The organism is Lentzea nigeriaca, assembly GCF_016907955.1.
In the GTDB taxonomy this organism is placed as follows: Bacteria; Actinomycetota; Actinomycetes; order Mycobacteriales; family Pseudonocardiaceae; genus Lentzea; species Lentzea nigeriaca.
Map to the genome: position 1 here is coordinate 403,399 of NZ_JAFBCX010000003.1, position 18,131 is coordinate 421,529.

Annotated in this window: 16 protein-coding genes; 5 read left to right on the forward strand and 11 right to left on the reverse strand. The window is 70.0% G+C overall.

Annotated features, from left to right (window positions below):
- Nucleotides 1–32: 32 nt before the first annotated feature.
- Complete coding sequence (locus JOD27_RS12860) at nt 33–1,025, reverse strand: NAD-dependent epimerase/dehydratase family protein (RefSeq protein ID WP_204762416.1); 993 nt, start codon at nt 1,023–1,025, stop codon at nt 33–35.
- A complete protein-coding gene (locus tag JOD27_RS12865) occupies nt 1,022–1,417 on the reverse strand; it encodes a ChaB family protein (protein WP_204762417.1) in 396 nt (131 codons plus the stop codon). Before JOD27_RS12865 ends, JOD27_RS12860 begins: the two co-directional genes overlap by 4 nt.
- Before the next feature lie 46 nt (nt 1,418–1,463).
- Here JOD27_RS12865 and JOD27_RS12870 point away from each other — a divergent pair, with 46 nt between their 5' ends.
- Nucleotides 1,464–2,816 carry an aldehyde dehydrogenase family protein gene (locus JOD27_RS12870; RefSeq protein WP_204762418.1) on the forward strand — a complete coding sequence of 451 codons (1,353 nt, stop codon included), beginning with the start codon at nt 1,464–1,466 and terminating at the stop codon, nt 2,814–2,816.
- Here the strand turns inward: JOD27_RS12870 and JOD27_RS12875 are convergent.
- From JOD27_RS12875 to JOD27_RS12900, 6 genes are read right to left on the reverse strand one after another with little or no spacing between them, the layout of a single operon-like run.
- Nucleotides 2,800–4,029, reverse strand: a complete 1,230-nt coding sequence (locus JOD27_RS12875) for a UDP-glucose dehydrogenase family protein (protein WP_204762419.1) — start codon at nt 4,027–4,029, stop codon at nt 2,800–2,802. The genes JOD27_RS12870 and JOD27_RS12875 overlap by 17 nt on opposite strands.
- On the reverse strand, nt 3,981–4,862 hold the full coding sequence (locus tag JOD27_RS12880; protein WP_204762420.1) for a glycosyltransferase family 9 protein: 882 nt from the start codon (nt 4,860–4,862) through the stop codon (nt 3,981–3,983). Before JOD27_RS12880 ends, JOD27_RS12875 begins: the two co-directional genes overlap by 49 nt.
- Nucleotides 4,859–5,758 carry a glycosyltransferase gene (locus tag JOD27_RS12885; RefSeq protein ID WP_204762421.1) on the reverse strand — a complete coding sequence of 300 codons (900 nt, stop codon included), beginning with the start codon at nt 5,756–5,758 and terminating at the stop codon, nt 4,859–4,861. Before JOD27_RS12885 ends, JOD27_RS12880 begins: the two co-directional genes overlap by 4 nt.
- A complete protein-coding gene (locus JOD27_RS12890; RefSeq protein ID WP_204762422.1) occupies nt 5,755–7,350 on the reverse strand; it encodes a carbamoyltransferase family protein in 1,596 nt (531 codons plus the stop codon). The genes JOD27_RS12885 and JOD27_RS12890 overlap by 4 nt, the downstream gene beginning before the upstream one ends.
- A gap of 9 nt (nt 7,351–7,359) precedes the next feature.
- Nucleotides 7,360–8,277, reverse strand: a complete 918-nt coding sequence (locus tag JOD27_RS12895) for an NAD-dependent epimerase/dehydratase family protein (RefSeq protein ID WP_204762423.1) — start codon at nt 8,275–8,277, stop codon at nt 7,360–7,362.
- Entirely contained in the window at nt 8,267–9,400 is a 1,134-nt protein-coding gene (locus JOD27_RS12900; RefSeq protein WP_204762424.1) for a zinc-dependent alcohol dehydrogenase, read from the reverse strand. The genes JOD27_RS12895 and JOD27_RS12900 overlap by 11 nt, the downstream gene beginning before the upstream one ends.
- Before the next feature lie 90 nt (nt 9,401–9,490).
- On the opposite strand from JOD27_RS12900, the gene JOD27_RS12905 reads away from it, so the two are divergent.
- From JOD27_RS12905 to JOD27_RS12915, 3 genes are read left to right on the forward strand one after another with little or no spacing between them, the layout of a single operon-like run.
- The gene (locus JOD27_RS12905) at nt 9,491–10,465 is read left to right on the forward strand and encodes a cation diffusion facilitator family transporter (protein WP_204762425.1); all 975 of its coding nucleotides are present in this window, start codon (nt 9,491–9,493) and stop codon (nt 10,463–10,465) included.
- 31 nt (nt 10,466–10,496) lie between these two features.
- Nucleotides 10,497–12,782 carry a molybdopterin oxidoreductase family protein gene (locus JOD27_RS12910; RefSeq protein ID WP_204762742.1) on the forward strand — a complete coding sequence of 762 codons (2,286 nt, stop codon included), beginning with the start codon at nt 10,497–10,499 and terminating at the stop codon, nt 12,780–12,782.
- Nucleotides 12,782–13,243, forward strand: coding sequence for a hypothetical protein (locus JOD27_RS12915; protein ID WP_204762426.1), 462 nt, complete (start codon nt 12,782–12,784; stop codon nt 13,241–13,243). Before JOD27_RS12910 ends, JOD27_RS12915 begins: the two co-directional genes overlap by 1 nt.
- Nucleotides 13,244–13,341: 98 nt before the next feature.
- Here the strand turns inward: JOD27_RS12915 and JOD27_RS12920 are convergent, their stop codons facing one another.
- Nucleotides 13,342–13,914 carry a hypothetical protein gene (locus tag JOD27_RS12920; protein ID WP_372441694.1) on the reverse strand — a complete coding sequence of 191 codons (573 nt, stop codon included), beginning with the start codon at nt 13,912–13,914 and terminating at the stop codon, nt 13,342–13,344.
- A 197-nt stretch (nt 13,915–14,111) separates the two neighbouring features.
- On the opposite strand from JOD27_RS12920, the gene JOD27_RS12925 reads away from it, so the two are divergent.
- Nucleotides 14,112–15,524, forward strand: a complete 1,413-nt coding sequence (locus JOD27_RS12925; RefSeq protein ID WP_204762428.1) for a hypothetical protein — start codon at nt 14,112–14,114, stop codon at nt 15,522–15,524.
- Here the strand turns inward: JOD27_RS12925 and fusA are convergent.
- Together fusA and JOD27_RS12935 are read right to left on the reverse strand one after the other, a co-directional pair.
- A complete protein-coding gene (gene fusA, locus JOD27_RS12930) occupies nt 15,502–17,490 on the reverse strand; it encodes an elongation factor G (RefSeq protein ID WP_204762429.1) in 1,989 nt (662 codons plus the stop codon). The genes JOD27_RS12925 and fusA overlap by 23 nt on opposite strands.
- Before the next feature lie 249 nt (nt 17,491–17,739).
- Nucleotides 17,740–18,081, reverse strand: a complete 342-nt coding sequence (locus JOD27_RS12935; protein ID WP_204762430.1) for a hypothetical protein — start codon at nt 18,079–18,081, stop codon at nt 17,740–17,742.
- Between the last annotated feature and the right edge of the window lie 50 nt (nt 18,082–18,131).

Below are 18,131 nucleotides of genomic sequence, written 5' to 3' on the forward strand. Positions count from 1 at the left end.
AAGCGGCTTGAAACGCTACTCACCGAAGCGATTCACAGCACCGGACTGGCCGGAACGTGTTTGCCTTCCCCGATGCCCCGCACAAGTGCTTGAAGCGTCTCCTGCGCGTCGAAAGCGGGCTTCCAGCCGAGTTCCGTCCGGGCGCGGGTCGCGTCCAGCAGCGGCGCTGTCAGCGCCAGATCCAGCCAGCCCGGCGGGGTGGGCTGCAGACGCAATCGCCAGGTGACGTTCGCCAGTGGGCGCACCAGCCCGGCCGGGACCGGGACGTGCCGCCCGCCGAGCAGCTCGGCGAGAACACGCGGAGTGACGACGGGCTCGGACACGAGGTTCACCGGGCCGTGCAGCCGGTGCCGCAGGATGAGCGCGAGGGCGTCGGCGACGTCGGCGGAGTGGACGAACTGCAGCACCAGGTCGTTCGGCAGCGGCAAGATCGGGATCCGGTGCCGGAACAGCGCTTTCGGCACCAGGCTGCCGAGGAAGTAGTCGTGCACCTCGGTTCCCGCGTCGGGCTGCAGGATCAGGCCCGGTCGCGGCCGGGTGATCAGCATGCTGGTCTCGTACTGGCAGAGCAGGTGCTCCACGGCGGCCTTGTGCCTGCTGTAGAACGACGACGGCACGCCGTCGACCGGCCACGACTCGTCGACGCGGTGGTCCTTGCGGGTCGGCGAATACGCGCCGACCGACGACATGTGCACGAGATGCGGCACACCGGCCCGCGCCGCGGCGCTGAAGACGCGCGCCGATCCGGCGACGTTCGTCCGGTACAGCTCGCGCTGGTCGTGCGACGGCTGGATGAGCCACGCGAGGTGGACTACCGCGTCGGCACCCTCGAAGGTGATGTCGAGCAGCTCTTCGGCGCCCGGCCGGCCGATGTCGATCGGTGTCCAGTCGACGCCCCGGTACGGCGGCGCGTCCGCTGGTGGCCGGCGCGAGATGCCGTGCACCCGGACGTCCGGCTCGTCGGCGAGCCTGCGCAGGAGGGCGGTGCCGACGTTGCCGCTGGCGCCCGTGACGACGACCTTCACGATCGAGCCCGCGCGGTCTCGCGGTTGTTCGCCTTCTCGATGGCGTCGACGAGCTCTTCCTTGGTCATCTGCGACCGGCCTTCGATCTTGAGCCGCTTCGCGATGTCGTAGAGGTGTTGCTTGCTGGCGTTGGCGTCCACGCCGCCCGCCGTCTCGCCCTCGGCGGGTGTGCTGCGCGCCGCCTGCCGGTCGGACGGCCCCTTCTCGGCCTTGGCCTCCCAGTGGTCGCCGACCTTCTCGAAGCTGTGCTTGAGTGCCGAGAAGGCGGTGCGGTGCGCCCGTTCGCCCTCGCCGTAGGTCTCAACGGCGGAGTCGTGCGCCTTGATCCACGTCCGCTGGGCCTTCTTCGACGAACGTGCCACCGTGCTGGGCAGTTCCTGGCGTCCGGGCATGGCTCCTCCCAAGGTTTCGACCTGCGCCAACGGGTACCCGCGAGCCATGACCGCCATGCACGCCATCGATGTCCACAGCCCCCTCGACGACCAACTGGTCGGTTGGCTTCCCGCCGCCAGGGAGGACGACGTGACCGCCGCGCTCGCGGCCGCGCGTGCCGCCTGGCCGGACTGGGCGGCGACACCCGCGGCGGAACGGGGGTCGGCGGTCCGGGCAGCGGCCGCGGCGGTGCGGGAACGAGCGAACGATCTGGCGACGGTGATCGAGACCGAGACCGGGCGTCCGTTCGCGTCGGCCCGCGAGGGTGTGCTGGCGGGCGTGGGGACGCTGGAGCAGTACGCCGAGCTCGGCCCAGTCCATCGTGGACGGTCGTTGCTGGGCTCCGCCGTCGACTTCATGGTGCCCGAACCGCGCGGTGTCGTCGTGGCACTGACGCCGTGGAACGACCCGATCGCGGTTGCGTGTGGATTGCTGGGCGCCGCTTTGGTCACCGGCAACGTCGTGGTGCACAAGCCGAGCGAACGCTGCCCGCACACCGGCCTGCTGCTGGCCACCGTGCTGCGGCCCTGCTTCCCCTCCGGTGTGGTGCAGACGCTGGTCGGCGACGGAGAGGTGGGCTCCGCGCTGGTCCGTTCTGCCGACGTCGACGTCGTCGCCCATGTCGGCAGCACCGCCACCGGTCGGACGATCGCGCAGGCTTCCTCGGCGAAGTTGTTGCTGGAGAACGGAGGCAACGACCCGTTGCTCGTCGATGACGACGTCGACCCGGTGTGGGCGGCGGCGCAGGCGGCGCTGGGCGCCTTCACCAACGCGGGCCAGCTGTGCACGTCCGTCGAACGGATCTACCTGCACAAGGCGGTCGCCAAGCCGTTCCTGGAGGCGTTGTGCGCCCAAGCCCGGTCGTGGAACGAGAATCCGCAGCCGTTGGTCGACGTCCGGCATCGTGCGTTCGTGGACTCGCAGGTGGCCGAGGCCATCGGGGCGGGGGCGTCGGCGCTGGTCGGCGGCTCGGTTCCGGAAGGACGCGGTGCCTACTACCCGGCGACGGTGCTGGCGGACTGCTCGTCGGCGATGCGGGTGATGTGCGAGGAGACGTTCGGCCCGGTCGCGCCCGTGCAGCTGGTGTCGTCGTTCGACGAGGGCCTGGCCGAGGCGTGTTCGGGTGAGTACGGCCTGGCCGCGACCGTGCTGACCAGCTCGATGGAGCACGCCCAGCGCGCGTGGCGGTCGCTCCCGGTCGGCACGGTGAAGGTCAACGCCGTGTTCGGTGGCGCTCCCGGTGGTGCGGCCCAGCCGCGCGGCGCGTCCGGCACCGGCTTCGGGTACGGGCCTGAGCTGCTGGACGAGATGACCACGACGAAGGTGGTCCACCTCGGTCTGCCTAACGGCCTGTCCTGATCAGGCGGAACCCGGCCTCCCGCACCTTCTCCTCCGGCAGCACGTTGCGGGTGTCGAAGATGCGGGGGTCGGCCATCCGCCGCGCCAGCTCCGGCCAGTCCAGCTCGGCGAACTCCGGCCATTCGGTCAGCACCACCAGCAGGTCGCTGCCCGCCGCCGCGTCCTGCGCGGAGTCCTGCGTCCGGATGTTCGGCCGGTCGGCGCTGACGCACGGGTCGAAAGCCGTCAGCTCGGCGCCTTCCTGGGCCAGCAGCCGGGCGACGACGAGTGCCGGCGAGTCACGCAGGTCGTTCGTACCCGCCTTGAACGTCAGCCCGAGCAACCCGATCTTCGCACCGCGCAGCGTGCCGAGCTCCTCGCGGATCCGGTCGACGACGCGATGGGGCTGATGCCGGTTGGTGTTCACGGCGGCTTCGAGGGTGGCGAAGTCGACACCGGCGGCCTTGGCGGTCGCGAGCAGCGCCAGGGTGTCCTTCGGCAGGCACGATCCGCCCCAGCCCGGACCCGGCTGCAGGCACGACGCACCGATCCGGTCATCCAGCCGCATGCCCTCGGTGACGCCGTCGATGTCGGCGTCCAGGTGCTCGCACAGCTCCGCCAACGTGTTGACGTACGACAACTTCAGCGCCAGAAAGCAGTTGCTCGCGTACTTGACCAGCTCGGCGCTCGTGTTGTCGGTGAGCACGGCCGGTGCCCTGGTCGGCGCGTAGAGCTCGGCCACCTCGTGCGCCTGTCGTTCGTCCTGCGCGCCGATCACGATCCGCTGGGGCCGCAGGAAGTCCTCGACGGCATGGCCTTCCCTCAGGAACTCCGGGTTCGACACCACACCGGGGTGCTTCGCCGCCGTCCCGACCGGCACCGTCGACTTCAACACCACCTGGGTTCCGGCGGGCGCCTCGCTCAGCACATCCTCGACCGCCGAAAGATCGGCCGCGCCGTCGGGCCCCGTCGGTGTCGGCACGCAGACGAACGCGAAGTCCACATCGGACAGTGCGGCCGCGTTGTCCGTGACGAACTCCAGCCGATCGCGGTTCTCGGCGACCAGCTCGCGCAGCCCCGGCTCGTGCAGGGCGATCTCGCCCGCGTTCAGCGCCTCGATCTTGGCCGCGTCCGCGTCGGCGCAGATCACGCGATGGCCGAGGTGCGCGAAGCACGCGGCCGTGGTCAGGCCGACGTAGCCCGCGCCGACGACACCGATTCGCTTTGCTCGCACAGGACACCTCCCACCGCGTCGAGAACTTCCTCCACCGTGATCCGGAGCAGCCCCGGATCGGGTTCGTCGGCGAACGTGTCGCCGGTCTCGCCGTGCCAGAGCACCTGGTGCGGGCCTCGGCGCGGCCCCCAGAGGCGGGGCGGGACAGGGCCGAACAGCAGCACCGACGGCGTGCCGTAGGCGGTTGCGACGTGGGCGACGCCGGTGTCGGCGCAGATCACGAGACGGGCAGTGGCAACCAGGTCCATGAGTTGGGCGAGAGTGCCGGAGAAGGGATCCCGGGCGACCCAGCGAGCCAGGTCGCGCTCCCCCGGCCCGGCGGTGACGACCACCTCCGAGTCCAGTGCCCGCGCGACGGCCGCGTACCTCTCCACCGGCCAGCGCCGGGCTCCCGTGCTCGCACCGGGATGGATCACGATCCGGTCGGCCCGGTCGCCGACGGGCCGGAGCCGGTAGTCGTCCTGGTCGCACCGGATCCCGTTGCGCTGCAGCAGATCGCACCAGCGGAGCACCTCGTGCCGTCCTACCGGCCAGTCCCGGCCCTCGTAGGTGATCAGCTCGCGCGGCCTCGTCGCGAGCAGCCTCTCCACGCTCTGCGGGCCCTTGCCGTGCAGGTTCACCGCGAGGTCCGGCCGGTCGAACGCGATCGGCGCCAGCTCCCGCGTCGGCAGCAGCCGGTCCACCGCCTCGATCCGGTCCACCGCGTCCCGCAACCACTCCGGCGCCGCCAGCGTGATCTCCGCCCGCGGGAACGCCGCCCGCAGGCCGCGCAGCGCGGGCACCGCCGTCAGCAGATCACCCAGGCCGAGCGCCCTGAGCACCAGGATCCTCATGGCCGCACCCCCCGATACCGCACCTCGCCCTTGAGCCGGTGCACACAGGCGGCGGGCGGGATCAGGGCACTCGTCACCACCATCCGCACGACCTCGTTGGGCGTGCGCGGCCCTGGCGCGATCCGCCTGGCCGCGAACCACCCCGTCAGCGCGGCCCACGTCGCGCCGAGCCCCAACGCCACGCGCCGCCACCCCAGAAGTCCACAAAGGACAGCACCGAGCCCTGCCGCCGTGGTCGCGGCATGGGTCTTGAGCCGTCCACGTTGCCCGCCGATCAGTGAACGCCAGCGCGATCCGACGAGCCTTCGCATCAACGCGTCGTCGGCGTTGCCGCGCTGCTGGTCCACGCTCGTCAGGAAGGTCGCGGGCTTCACCGGATGCGTGGTGGTCCGCGAGCCGCGCACGATCCGATAGCCGAGCGACAGCACGCGCAAGGCCAGCTCGGCGTCCTCGCGGTAAGCCCGCCGGAACCGTTCGTCGAAGCCGCCCGACCGCGCCAGCGCCTCCCGCCGGTACGCCATGTCGGCGGTGATCCAGCGGGCCGTGGCGAGGCCTGCCGTGCCACGTTCGGCGTCGGTCGGGCGGCGATCACCCGGCAGCGGCACGACGATCCGCGCCTGGCTCGCACCCACGTCCTCGGGCAGATCGGCCAGGTCCGCGTACAGCCGGGCCTTCCAGTCGGGCGGGATCACCACGTCGTCGTCGAGGAACGCCACCCAGTCGCCGCGGGCCTCGCGCCAGCCGGTGTTGCGGGCGGCGGCGGGACCGAGGCCTGTTTCGCGGTCGTCCACCACGATGATCTCGCACGGTTCCGGCCCGTCGCCCTCGACCAGCGCGGTCAGCAGGACGTCCAGGTTCGGGCGGCCGACGGTCGGGATCACGACGGAATAGTTCATCGGCGCACCACGTACGGGCCGATGGCGAGCAGGTCGATCGGGGACGAGCCGAAGCACTCCAGTGCGTCGCGCGGGCTGTCGACCATGGGGCGGCCCGCGGTATTGAGACTCGTGTTCACCACGACGGGGACGCCGGTCCGCGCCTCGAAGTCACGCAGCATGCGTTCGAGCAGCGGGTCGTCGGCCACGGTCTGGGCGCGCGCCGTGCCGTCGACGTGCACCACGGCCGGGATCCGGTCAGTCCACTCCGGACTGACGTCGTGCACGAAGAGCATGTAGGGGCTGGGAATCGGCCCGCGCGTGAAGATGGCCGGAGCCCTCTCGGCCAGCACCATCGGGGCCACCGGCCGGAACTGTTCGCGTCCCTTCACGTCGTTCAGGCGAGTCAGGTTCTCGGCGAAGCACGGGTTCGCGAACAACGAGCGGCGCCCGAGCGCCCGTGGCCCGTACTCGCTGCGGCCCTGGAACCACGCCACGATCTTGTTGGCGGCCAGCGCTTCGGCCACTTCCGCCGCGACATCCGCTGGCTTCGAGAACGGCACCGCGGCGGTGCGCAGCACCGACTCGATCTCCTCGTCCGGGAAACCCCGGCCGAGGTCGGCCCCCGGCATCGCCTCCAGGCGGTCGGGGGACATGGCCAACGCCGCGCCGAGAGCCGTTCCGGCGTCACCGGCGGCGGGCTGGACCCACACCTCGTCGAACGGCCCCTCGGCGAAGATCCTGGTGTTGGCGACGCAGTTCAGCGCCACCCCGCCGGCCATCGTGAGCCGCTGCTCCCCGGTGCGATCGTGCAGCCAGCGCACCAGCTCCAGCAGCACTTCCTCGAGCCGCACCTGCACGCTCGCGGCCAGTTCGGCGTGCTCCTGGGTCAGCTCGTCGTCCTTCGCGCGTTGCTTCGCCAGGGCGCTCCAGTCGAGCGGCCGGACTTCGAAGCCGCCGTCGTGCACCAGCACGTGCTCGCGCATCAGGTCCAGGTGCACCGGCTTCGCGTGGGACGCCAGCGCCATGACCTTGTACTCGTCGCTGGACCGCAGAAAGCCCAGGTGCTCGGTCAGTTCCTCGTACATCAGCCCGAGCGAGTGCGGCAGCCGTTGCGACGCGAAGGTCGTCAGCTGCTGGTCGACGTACCGCCCGGCGAGATGGGATCCGCACTCGCCGCGACCGTCCGAGACGAGCACCGCGCAGTTGCCGCCGAACGGCGCGGCGAGCCCGGTGGACGCGGCGTGCGCCACGTGGTGCGGCACGAACCGCACGATCTCGGGATCGAGGCCCGGCAACGCCGTCGCCAGGAACTGCGGTGCCTTGCGGGCGTACGTCGTCCGCAGGTCCTCCCACGGCGCGTACTCCGCGTCCACCAGGGACGGATCGTACGAGTACGCCACCGCGTCGAGGTCGGACGCGCTCAGCCCGGCCTGTTCCAGGCACCACCGCGCGGACAGCTCCGGCTGTTCCCACGCCGAGAACGGCACGGGGCGCTTGCCGTGCTTGCGGCGGGAGAACCGTTCCTCCTCCGCCGCCGCGACGATCTTGCCGTCGACCACCACTGCCGCGGCCGGGTCGTGGAACACCGCGTTGATCCCGAGAACTCGCATGGACTGCGGCTACCCGGCGAACTCCCGCGCAAACGAGCGAAGCCCCTCGTCCAGCGGAACCGTCGGCTGCCAGTGCAGAACCTCCCGCGCGAGGCTGATGTCCGGCCGGCGCCGCCGCGGGTCGTCGGTCATCGACTCGACGTGACGAACCACCGACGAGCTGCCGGTGACCTCGATCGTCTTGCGGGCGACGTCCAGCACCGTGACCTCGGCGGGGTTGCCGAGGTTGATCGGGCCGGGATGATCACTGCGCGCCATCGCGAGCAGTCCGCGCACGAGATCGTCCACATAGCACAGTGACCGAGTCTGCAGACCGTCGCCGTGCACCGTCAACGGCTCACCGGCCAGGGCCTGTCTCAGGAACGTCGGGATCATCCGCCCGTCGTGCGCCCGCATCCTCGGCCCGTAGGTGTTGAAGATCCGCACGATCCCGGCGTCGACCCCGTGTTCCGCCCGGAACGCGACCGTCATGGCCTCGCCGAACCGCTTGGCCTCGTCGTAGACGCTGCGCGGCCCGATCGGGTTCACGTGGCCCCAGTAGGACTCCCGCTGCGGATGCTCCTCCGGGTCCCCGTACACCTCGCTGGTGGACGCGACGACCACGCGAGCACCCTTGCGGCGTGCCAGCTCCAGCACGTTGTACGTGCCGAAACCACCGGCCCGCAACGTGTCCACCGGCATCCGCAGGTAGTCGACCGGCGACGCGGGACAGGCCAGGTGCAGCACAAGGTCGACGGGCCCGAGCAGGTCCAGCGGACGGGACACGTCGGCGACGACGACCCCCACGCCGTCCGGCACGTTGTCGCGCGATCCGGTGCGGAAGTCGTCGACGCACACGACCTGCGCGCCGTCCGCCAGCAGCGCCTCACAGACGTGCGAGCCGAGGAAGCCCGCACCGCCCGTGACGACGACCCGCTCACGCGACATCGAGCACCGTTTTCAGCCAGCCGTCCTCGCGCAGGTCGAACGACTGGTAGGCCTCGATCGCGGAGGTCGGCTTCTCGTGCCTGGTGATGAACGCGGTCGGGTCCACCGATCCCGTCTGCACCATGGTGAGCAGGCGCGGCAGATACCGGCGGTGGTTGCAGTTGCCCATCCGCATCGTGAGGTTCTTGTTCATCGCCTGGCCGATCGGGAAGTCGTCGAACCCCGGCGGGTAGACGCCGATGATCCCGACGGAACCGGCCTTCGCGACCAGTTCGACCGCCCAGTCCAGCGCGAGCCGCGGCGCGTCACCCGGCTTCCACTGTTCGTCCGTGCGCTTCCCCGGCTCCTCCGCGTCGACACCGACCGCCTCGATCACCCGATCCGGCCCGATGCCGCCGGTCAGCTCCCGCACGACCTCGACGGGATCCTCCTCGTTGAAGTTGACCGTCTCGGCGTTCTGCGCACGGGCCAGGTCGAGCCGCGACGCGATCCCGTCGACGACGATCACCCGGCCCGCGCCCTGCCGTTTCGCCGACGCGATCGCGAACTGGCCGACGACGCCCGCGCCCAGCACGAGCACCGTGTCACCGGACCCGACCTCGGCGAGACGTGCGCCGAACCACGCGGTCGGGAAGATGTCGGACAGCAGGATCGCCTGGTCGTCACTGACGCCGTCGGGCACCCGCACCAGCGTCGTCATCGCGTGGGGGATCCGGGCGCGTTCGGCCTGCAAGCCGTTGATCGGCCCCGTCGACTTCGGCCCGCCGAAGAAGCACGTTCCGGCGGCGGGTCCATTGGGGTTCGCGGTGTCACATTGGGCGAAATATCCGGCACGGCAATAGGAACACGTTCCGCAGCCGATCGTCGACGTCACCACCACGCGGTCGCCGGGCGTGAATCCCCGCACGGCGCTGCCGACCTCCTCGACGACACCGACGGCCTCGTGGCCGAGCACCGTGCCCTCGACCATGTCCGGCATGGTGCCGCGGACCATGTGCAGGTCGGTGCCGCAGATCGCGCTGCGGGTGATCCTGATGATCGCGTCGGTCGGCTCCTCCAGGCGGGGGTCGGGCACCTCGTCGAGCCTGATGTCGCCCACGTCGTGCCACACGACAGCCTTCACTTCTCTTCTCCTCCCGTTTGTCGGCTGGTTCCCCCAGACCGGCGGCGCAAACACGTGTCGCCAAGACCGGGAACGGGTAGCCGGGGGCACATGGCCGGATCGGAACGCAGCAGGTTCACCGTCCTGCTCGCCCTGCTCGCGAACGCCGGTGTCGCGGTGCTGAAACTCGTCGCCGGACTGCTGTCCGGCTCTGGCGCGCTGCTCTCGGAGGCCGCGCACTCGGTCGGTGACACGTCGACGCAGATCCTGCTCCTGACGGCCGTCAGGAGATCGGAACGGCCCGCTGACCAGCGCCACCCGTTCGGGTACGGCAAGGAGCGGTACTTCTGGTCGTTGCTGGCCGCGTTCGGGATTCTCATCTCCGGCGCGGTGTTCTCGCTGTACGAAGGCGTGCACACGATCATCTCGCCGCACGAGCAGAGTGCGTACGTGTGGGTCAACTACGTCGTGCTCGCCATCGCGTTCGTCATGGAGGGCACCTCGCTCGTCCAGGCGACGCGGCAGGTCCGCGACGAGGCCGAGGAACACGAGCACTCGATGGCCGCGCACCTCAGCGGCACCGACGATCCGGCGCCGCGGGCCGTGTTCACCGAGGACCTCGCGGCGGTGATCGGCATCGTGCTCGCGGCGGCCGGTGTCGGGCTGCACCAGCTGACCGGGTCGGCGGTGTGGGACGGGATCGCGTCGATTCTCATCGGGGTGCTGCTGGCTGTCGTGGCGGTGCTGCTCGGCCGCGTCTGCAAGGGTCTGCTGATCGGCCGCCAGGCTGATCCACGGCTCGTGCGGGCCGTCTGGGACCACATTGAACGGCAGCCGGAGGTCGACGATCTGGTCGACGTCCAGACAATGCTCACCGGAACGGACAAAGTTCTCATATGCGCACGGGTCGACTTCATCGACAACTATTCCGCCGGTGACGTGGAACAGGCCTGCATTCGCATCGACAACGAGCTGCGCGAGCTGTTCCACGAGGTGGACGAGGTGTTCATCCAGCCAGTACCCAGGACGAACGCCGATTTGCGGCAACGGGTTCTCCACCGTTACGGCAGGGTGCTGACCGACTGAGTTTCGTTCCCGGAACGCCGGGTATTGCTCGATCGTGGATCGCATCGCCGACGTATGGGGACCACGCACTCCGCACGGGCGAGAGACCGACTGGCCGGTCCGGGTCGACCAGCAGCTCGCGCACGGGATCGGAGAGTCCGATGTGGATCGCTGGGTCCAGTCGGCCTGCGTGTTGTGCAGCAACGGGTGCGGCTGCGACATCGCGGTCAAGGACGGCCGCATGGTGGGTGTTCGCGGACGTGCGGAAGACATCGTCAACCACGGCAGGCTCGGCCCGAAAGGGCTTTTCGGCTCGTGGCAGGCACATCGCACGGATCGCCTCACCCAGCCGTTGATCCGCCGCCACGGCGTGCTGGTCGAGACCGACTGGGACACCGCGATGAGCGAGGTGGTGCACCGCTCCCAGGAGCTGCTGGCCGAGTTCGGCTCGTCGTCGCACGGGTTCTACACGAGCGGGCAGCTGTTCCTGGAGGAGTACTACACCCTCGGCGTCATCGGCAAAGCCGGCATCGGCACGCCGCACATGGACGGCAACACCAGGCTGTGCACTGCGACGGCGGCAGCGGCCTTGAAGGAGTCGTTCGGCTCCGACGGACAGCCCGCCTGCCACACCGACATCGACCTGTGCGACGCGTTGTTCCTGTTCGGGCACAACATGGCCGCCACGCAGACCGTGATGTGGGCCCGTGTGCTCGACCGTCTCGCCGGACCGGACCGCCCTCGGGTCGTCGTCGTGGATCCGCGCCGGACGCCGGTCGCCGAGTCCGCCGACGTGCACCTGGCGCCGTTGCCCGGCACGAACCAGGCGTTGATGAACGGCCTGGTGCGCGCGGTGATCGAGCACGGCTGGGTCGACCACGACTACGTCCACCGGCACACCCTCGGCTTCGACGAGCTGAAGAGCACCGTCGAGCCCTACACACCCGAGCACGTGGCCGAGATCTGCCGCGTCTCCCCCGTCGACCTGCTACGCGCCGCCGAGATCTTCGGAACCTCGCAGCGGGTGCTGTCGACCGTGCTGCAGGGCTTCTACCAGTCGCACCAGGCGACCGCGGCGTCGTGCCAGGTCAACAACCTGCACCTGATCCGCGGCCTGATCGGCAGGCCCGGCAGCGGTGTGCTGCAGATGAACGGCCAGCCGACCGCGCAGAACACCCGTGAGACCGGTGCGAACGGCGACCTGCCCGGTTTCCGCAACTGGGACAACGAGCAGCACGTCCAGGAGCTCGCGCGGCTGTGGAAGGTCGACCCGCTCACGATCCCGCACTGGGCACCGCCGACGCATGCGATGCAGATCTGGCGGTACGCCGAGCAGGGCTCGATCAAGTTCCTGTGGATCTCCGCGACCAACCCCGCCGTGTCGCTGCCGGAGCTCTCGCGCATCCGCGCCATCCTGAGCAAGAAGGACCTGTTCGTGGTGGCACAGGACGGTTTTCCCACCGAGACGACCGAACTGGCCGACGTGGTGCTGCCCGCCGCGCTGTGGGGCGAGAAACAGGGCACGTTCACGAACCTGTCGCGGGTCGTGCACCTGTCCGAGCAGGCCGTCGAACCGCCCGGCGAGGCGCGAAGCGACCTGGACATCTTCCTCGACTACGCCTCCCGCATGGGCTTCCGCGACCGCGACGGCGACCCGTTGATCAAGTGGAAGGACGCGGAGGGCGCGTTCGACGCGTGGCGCGAGTGCAGCCGCGGCCGCCCGTGCGACTACACGGAGCTGACCTACGAGAAGCTGCGCGGTGGCAGCGGAATCGCGTGGGGGCCGGAGCGGCTCTACGCCGACGGCCACTTCCCCACCGCCGCGGACTACTGCGAGGACTACGGCCACGACCTGCTCACCGGCGCGCAGACCACGCCGACCGAGTACAAGGCCCAACGACCCGACGGGCGGGCGTTCCTCAAGGCGGCCGAGTACCTGCCGCCCCACGAGCAGGCGAACGCCACGTACCCGTTCCTGTGCACGACCGGACGCTCGGTGTACCACTTCCACACCCGTACCAAGACCGGCCGTTCGCCCGAACTGCGCCGGGCCGCGCCCGAGCCGTGGGTCGAGATGTCGCCGGAGGACGCGGCGGAGCTCGGCTTCGGCGACGGCGACGTCGTGCTGGTCGAGTCGGAACGCGGCAGCGTCAAGGTCCCGGTCCGAATTGGACGGTGCCGCGGCGGCGTGGTGTTCCTGCCGTTCCACTACGGCTACTGGGACGTCGAGCACGACGGGCACGAGCGAGCGGCGAACGAGCTGACGCTCACCGAGTGGGACCCGGTGTCGAAGCAGCCGCTGTTCAAGCTCAGCGCCGTGCGGATCAGGAGGGCCTGATGCACCTCGCCACCTACCTGGGACTCCTGCACGGTTCGCTGCGGACGCTGGCCGGCGCTTTCCGCGAGGTGGCGAAGGGCCACGGCGAGGAGCCGGACGTCGCGAGCACCTGCCAGGTACTGGCGAAACGTCTCGACGGCCAGGTGGAGAAGCTGGGCCCGATCGTCGAACGCTACGGCGAGCACCGCGAGTCGGAGCCGGAACGCCTGCACGCGGCCGAGTTCGAGCAGACCCGCAGTGGCGGCGTCGGGCTGCTGCGCGACCTGCAGGACCTCTACGCGCTCGCGTCGTTCACCGACATCACCTGGACCGTCGTGGGCCAGGCCGCGCAGGGGTTGCGCGACAAGGAACTTCTGGACGTCGTGAGCTCGTGCGAGAAGGACACCGCACGGCAGCTCGCATGGCTGAAAACGAGGATGAAGCAGAGCGCACCGCAGGCGCTGATCGCGTCGAGGGAATGAGACGCACTCTGCGGTACGTGACCGCACCCGTGCCGACGGAAAACGATGAACGGCGCACTTGTTCACCTGACTGACGTGGACAAATGCGCCGTTCATCGCTAATAGACGCAGGGTGGGCGGTAGCCGTCGATCTTCAGGCTGCGGAACTCCAGATCGTTCGGCGTCTTGCCGACGAAGACCAGGCCGCGGGCGTCCTTCAGCGCCTCGCGGAGCGGGTAGCTGGGCTTGCCGAGTTCGGGCAGGGTCGTCCAGTCCTTCTCGGCGAAGCCGAAGAACCTCTGCACCAGCCTGCCGCGCGTCGACGGGATCTTGGTGACCCACTTGTCGCCGCCGCTCCAGTGCGAGGCGGGACGCAGTTGGACGTAGAGGTCGTCGGTGGCGCGGTAGGTCATCCAGAAGCCGTGTGACTTCGTGAGGTCGGCCTGGGCCTCGAACCTGTTGCCGAGCCACACGACCATCACGTGCCAGTCGTTCGCCAGGAACTTGATCTTCGCCGTGTAGCCGTGGCGGTTTCGCGGCACGAGGATGCTGCCGGTCGCGGGCTCGGTGGCGCCCTCGCCGCTGGCGAGCCACTGTTGCAGCCGGTCGATGGACGGGGTGTCGCACTCATGGCCGTGCGCGGCGTTCGCGGTGGCCGTGGTGCCGAGCAGGAACAGCGCGCACGCGATCACCGCGATGCGGCCGAGCGTCGAATTCAAGCGCATCTCGCGGACCGTAGCGGATATTGGTTGAACCATTCTTCGTTCACGGTTGACCGCGTGACCTGGACAGCGGATTGTGAGGACGCCTCACGACGGCCCACAGTGTGGGCGTGCTACCTGCCAGATGGCTTGGATTCATCGGTGTCGTAACGGTTTTCTGCCTCCAGTTGACCTCTCCTGCCGCTGCCGCGTCCGACTGCCCCGCGTCGATCGACGAGCGCGCGTTCGCCTCGGCGGCCAAGTTGCGGGAACTGAACGGCCGGATGGCCGGGTTCGGCGTGCGGGCCACCGGCAGCCCGGCTCACAACCGGTTCCTCTCCTGGCTGGAACGCCGTGTCTCCCGGCTCCCCGGCATGTCCGTCCGCTCCGAACGGTTTCCCATCGTTCGCTGGCAGCCGGGCCCAGGCCTGCTGGTGTCCGGCGGCGTGGTGCCGGTCGCGGCCGCGATTCCCTACTCCGCCCCCGGTCTGCGCTCAGGAGAGCTGATCCGGCTGCCCGGCAGCGAGCCCATCACCGCCGCCAACGCCCGCGGCAAGGTCGTCCTGCGCGACTTCCCCGCCGTCGACCGCGGCTACCTCGCCGAAACCCGGCTGCATCAGGACATGATCGACGCCGGCGTCGCCGGTGCGGCCGGAGTCGTCGTCGCGTTCCCGTTCCCGCACGAGCAGGTTCGCGGTTACTGGGATCCGCACACCGGCACGCACTACCGTGTGCCAGGGGTGTTCGTCGGCTCGGACGCGGCCGGGAAACTCCAGCCCGGCACCCGCACGACCATCGGCGTCCTGGCGGGCCGCTCCCCCGCCGTGACGCGATCTCTCATCGCGACGCTGCCCGGCCGGAGCCCCGAACGCATCGTGATCGACACCAACACCGACGGCGTGGGCTGGGTGCAGGAGAACGGAACCGTCGCCCTTCTCGCCCTCGCCGAACACTTCGCCCACGTCCCGCAGCGCTGCCGGCCGCGCACGCTGGAGTTCGTCTTCGCGACCGGCCACCTGCACCGCCCGGCAGAGGGCAGCGAGTTCCGGGCACGCGCACTGGACGCCGAATACGACGATGGCGGAGTCGCGTTCGCGTTCGTGCTGGAACATCTCGGCACACGAGAGTTCCTGCCGAGCGCGGGTTCTCTGCAACCGACGGGCGCCGCGGAACTGTCGGGCTGGTTCGCGGGCAGTCCCGTGCTCGCTCGGGCAGCCGCCGCGGCGTTGGCGGCACGAGCGGTGGATCGCACGTTCGTCCTGCCCGGCAGCGACCTCCCGGTGCCGGACCGGGCGCCGCCGCAGTGCTCGTTCGGCGGCATCGGGACGCACTTCCACTCGCACCTGGTCCCGACGATGGCGATGATCTCCGGGCCGTGGACGCTGTGGGCGCCCTCGTTCGGCGCCGAAGCCGTCGACCACGAACGGATGCGGCGCCAGGTTCTCGCCGCGGGTGACGCCGTGCTCACACTCGGGGCGGTGCCCCGCGAGCAGATCGCGGGGCCCTACCTCGATCTCCGCCGGGCTCGGGCGGCAGGCGCGGCCACGTGCTCCCACGACCTGCCGCCCGAGTGGGCACCTATGCCGGCGCGTACCCGGTAGGACGGGCGGTGAACGTGCCACGGCCCTGCGTCCGGCTGCGCAACCTCGTCACGTAACCGAACATCTCGGCCAACGGCACCGAAGCGGTCACCACCGTCGTGCCGGTCCTGGCCTCGGAGCCGAGGATCCGGCCCCGGCGCGCGGCCAGGTCGCCGAGCACACCGCCGATGTACTCGTCCGGCACGGTGACGGTGACCTCGGCGATCGGTTCGAGCAACGTCATCGCGCCCGCCTTCAGGGCCTCGCGCAGGCCCAGGCGGCCCGCCGTGCGGAACGCCATGTCCGTCGAGTCCTTGACGTGCGTGGACCCGTCGGTGAGCGTCACCCGCAGGCCGGTGACCGGGTGGCCAAGCGGTCCCTCGGCCAGCGCGTCCCGGCAACCCTGCTCGACCGCGCGAACGAACTCCTGCGGCACGCGCCCACCGGTGACCGTCGAGCGGAACTCGAAGCCCGTCTCCAACGGCTCGGTGTCGATGACGATGTGCGCGAACTGTCCCGAACCTCCGTCCTGCTTCACGTGCCGGTACACGAATCCCGTGACGCCGCTCGCCAGGGTCTCCCGGTAGGCGACCCGCGGTCGGCCCATCGTGATCTCGAGGCGGTGGTTCGCGCGCGCCTTCTCCACCGCGACCTCCAGGTGCAGCTCACCCAGGCCCGACAACACCGTCTGACCGGTCTCCGGGTCCGTCCTCACCTGCAGGGACGGGTCCTCGTCGACCAGGTACGCCAGGGCCTCGGCCAGCTTCCCGTTGTCCGCGCTGGACTTCGGCTCGACGGCCACCGACACGACGGGGTCTGCCGACACCGGCGGTTCGAGCAGCAGCGGAGCCGTCGGCGCGCACAGGGTCGCCCCGGTGCGAGCCGACTTCAGGCCCACCACGGCCACGATGTCACCGGCGACAGCCGTGTCGACCGGCGTGTGGCGGTCCGCCTGCACCCGCAGGATCCTGCCGATGCGTTCGGACCGGCCACCCGCCAGGACCGTCTGTCCTTTGTGGAGCGTGCCGGAGTACACGCGGACGTAGGTCAGCCGCCCGGTGGCGGTGGAGTTCACCTTGAACACCAACGCCGCGAGCGGCGCCTCCGGATCCGCCTGCCGCTCCTCGCCGTCGACGCCCCGCACCGGCGGAACGTCCACAGGGGACGGCAGGTAGGCGATCACCGCGTCCAGCAACGGTTCGATGCCCCGGTTCCGGTACGCCGAGCCGCACAGCACGACGGTTCCGGTGCCACATCGCGTCACTTCCCGCAACGCTTCGGTGAGCGTCTGCTCCCCCAACGCTCCATGCGCATAGAACTCCTCCAACGCCTTGAGGTTCAGTTCCGCCACCGTCTCCTCCAGGAGGCGGCGGCGGCGTTGCGCCTCTGCCAGCAGGGTTTCCGGAACGGGGCCTTCGACGAGGTCCGGTTCCCAGGTCAGCGCCCGCATGCGGACCAGGTCGACGACACCGGCGAAGCCGTCCTCGGCCCCGATCGGCAGCTGCACCACCAACGGAACGGTGTGCAGCCGCGTCCTCAGTGACTCCACGGCCTTGTCGAGGTCCGCACCCGCCCGGTCGAGCTTGTTGACGAACGCGATCCGCGGCACGCCGTGCCGATCCGCCTGGCGCCACACGGATTCGCTCTGCGGCTCCACCCCGGCCACGCCGTCGAACACGGCGACAGCCCCGTCCAGCACGCGCAACGACCGTTCGACCTCGTCGGAGAAGTCGACGTGCCCAGGCGTGTCGATGAGGTTGACGCGATGCCCGTCCCACGTGCAGCTGACAGCGGCGGCGAAGATCGTGATGCCGCGGTCGCGTTCCTGCGGGTCGAAGTCCGTGACGGTGGTGCCGTCGTGGACCTCGCCGCGCTTGTACGTGCTGCCGGTGGCGAACAGGACGCGTTCGGTGAGCGTGGTCTTGCCCGCGTCGACGTGGGCGAGGATGCCCAGGTTGCGGACGGCGTTCAACGTGATCGTGCGCATGGCTCAGTGCCTTTTCGGTGCGAAAGGACTTACGAGGTCAGCGCGATGACCTGACGAACTCTGGGTTCGTCAGACACTCCGGTGCCCGGCGCGCAGCGAGCAGCCGGGGTGCGGAGACACGAGGATCACGTCGAAACGGGACGAGGGAACGACAACGGCGGTACGCACGGCCGGTCTCCCCTCGCCACTCGGTGATGTTGATCGTGGAGTGTAGACGGACGAGCGCAGCCGCAAAACGGTTTTACCGCATCAGGGGCGAGCCCAGCTCGAACACGGGTCCGGGCGCCCGCTGCGGTCCTCGCACACGCGGAAGCGGTTGACCCGGCCGAACGTCGCGTTCCCGCAGCCGCCGGCGGAGCCGTTACCGTCGTTGACGCGGCTCGTCCCGGTGTTGGTCTCGAACTGGCCGTAGACGCCGTTGCCGTCTCGCTCCATGTCGCAGACTTCGACCCACGTCCCGTTGGACGAAGCGTAGTTCTCTCCGAGGTACACGCGCCCGAACACGCCGACGTCGGCGGAGCTCGCGGGTGTCATCGCGATGCCCGACGCCAGCACGACCCCCAGTGCGGTGATGGTGGAAAACAGCCTCATCGTTCAGCCCCTCTTGTCGTAGGTCGACGAACCAGGAGGCGGCCCATCCC

What these genes read in the sequence shown, in the direction of transcription:
- JOD27_RS12935 (WP_204762430.1), bottom strand. Translation starts at nt 18,081, where the DNA reads ATGAGGCTGTTTTCCACCATCACCGCACTGGGGGTCGTGCTGGCGTCG.
- JOD27_RS12870 (WP_204762418.1), top strand. Translation starts at nt 1,464, where the DNA reads ATGACCGCCATGCACGCCATCGATGTCCACAGCCCCCTCGACGACCAA.
- JOD27_RS12885 (WP_204762421.1), bottom strand. Translation starts at nt 5,758, where the DNA reads ATGAACTATTCCGTCGTGATCCCGACCGTCGGCCGCCCGAACCTGGAC.
- fusA (WP_204762429.1), bottom strand. Translation starts at nt 17,490, where the DNA reads ATGCGCACGATCACGTTGAACGCCGTCCGCAACCTGGGCATCCTCGCC.
- JOD27_RS12865 (WP_204762417.1), bottom strand. Translation starts at nt 1,417, where the DNA reads ATGCCCGGACGCCAGGAACTGCCCAGCACGGTGGCACGTTCGTCGAAG.
- JOD27_RS12895 (WP_204762423.1), bottom strand. Translation starts at nt 8,277, where the DNA reads ATGTCGCGTGAGCGGGTCGTCGTCACGGGCGGTGCGGGCTTCCTCGGC.
- JOD27_RS12880 (WP_204762420.1), bottom strand. Translation starts at nt 4,862, where the DNA reads ATGAGGATCCTGGTGCTCAGGGCGCTCGGCCTGGGTGATCTGCTGACG.
- JOD27_RS12890 (WP_204762422.1), bottom strand. Translation starts at nt 7,350, where the DNA reads ATGCGAGTTCTCGGGATCAACGCGGTGTTCCACGACCCGGCCGCGGCA.
- JOD27_RS12915 (WP_204762426.1), top strand. Translation starts at nt 12,782, where the DNA reads ATGCACCTCGCCACCTACCTGGGACTCCTGCACGGTTCGCTGCGGACG.
- JOD27_RS12905 (WP_204762425.1), top strand. Translation starts at nt 9,491, where the DNA reads ATGGCCGGATCGGAACGCAGCAGGTTCACCGTCCTGCTCGCCCTGCTC.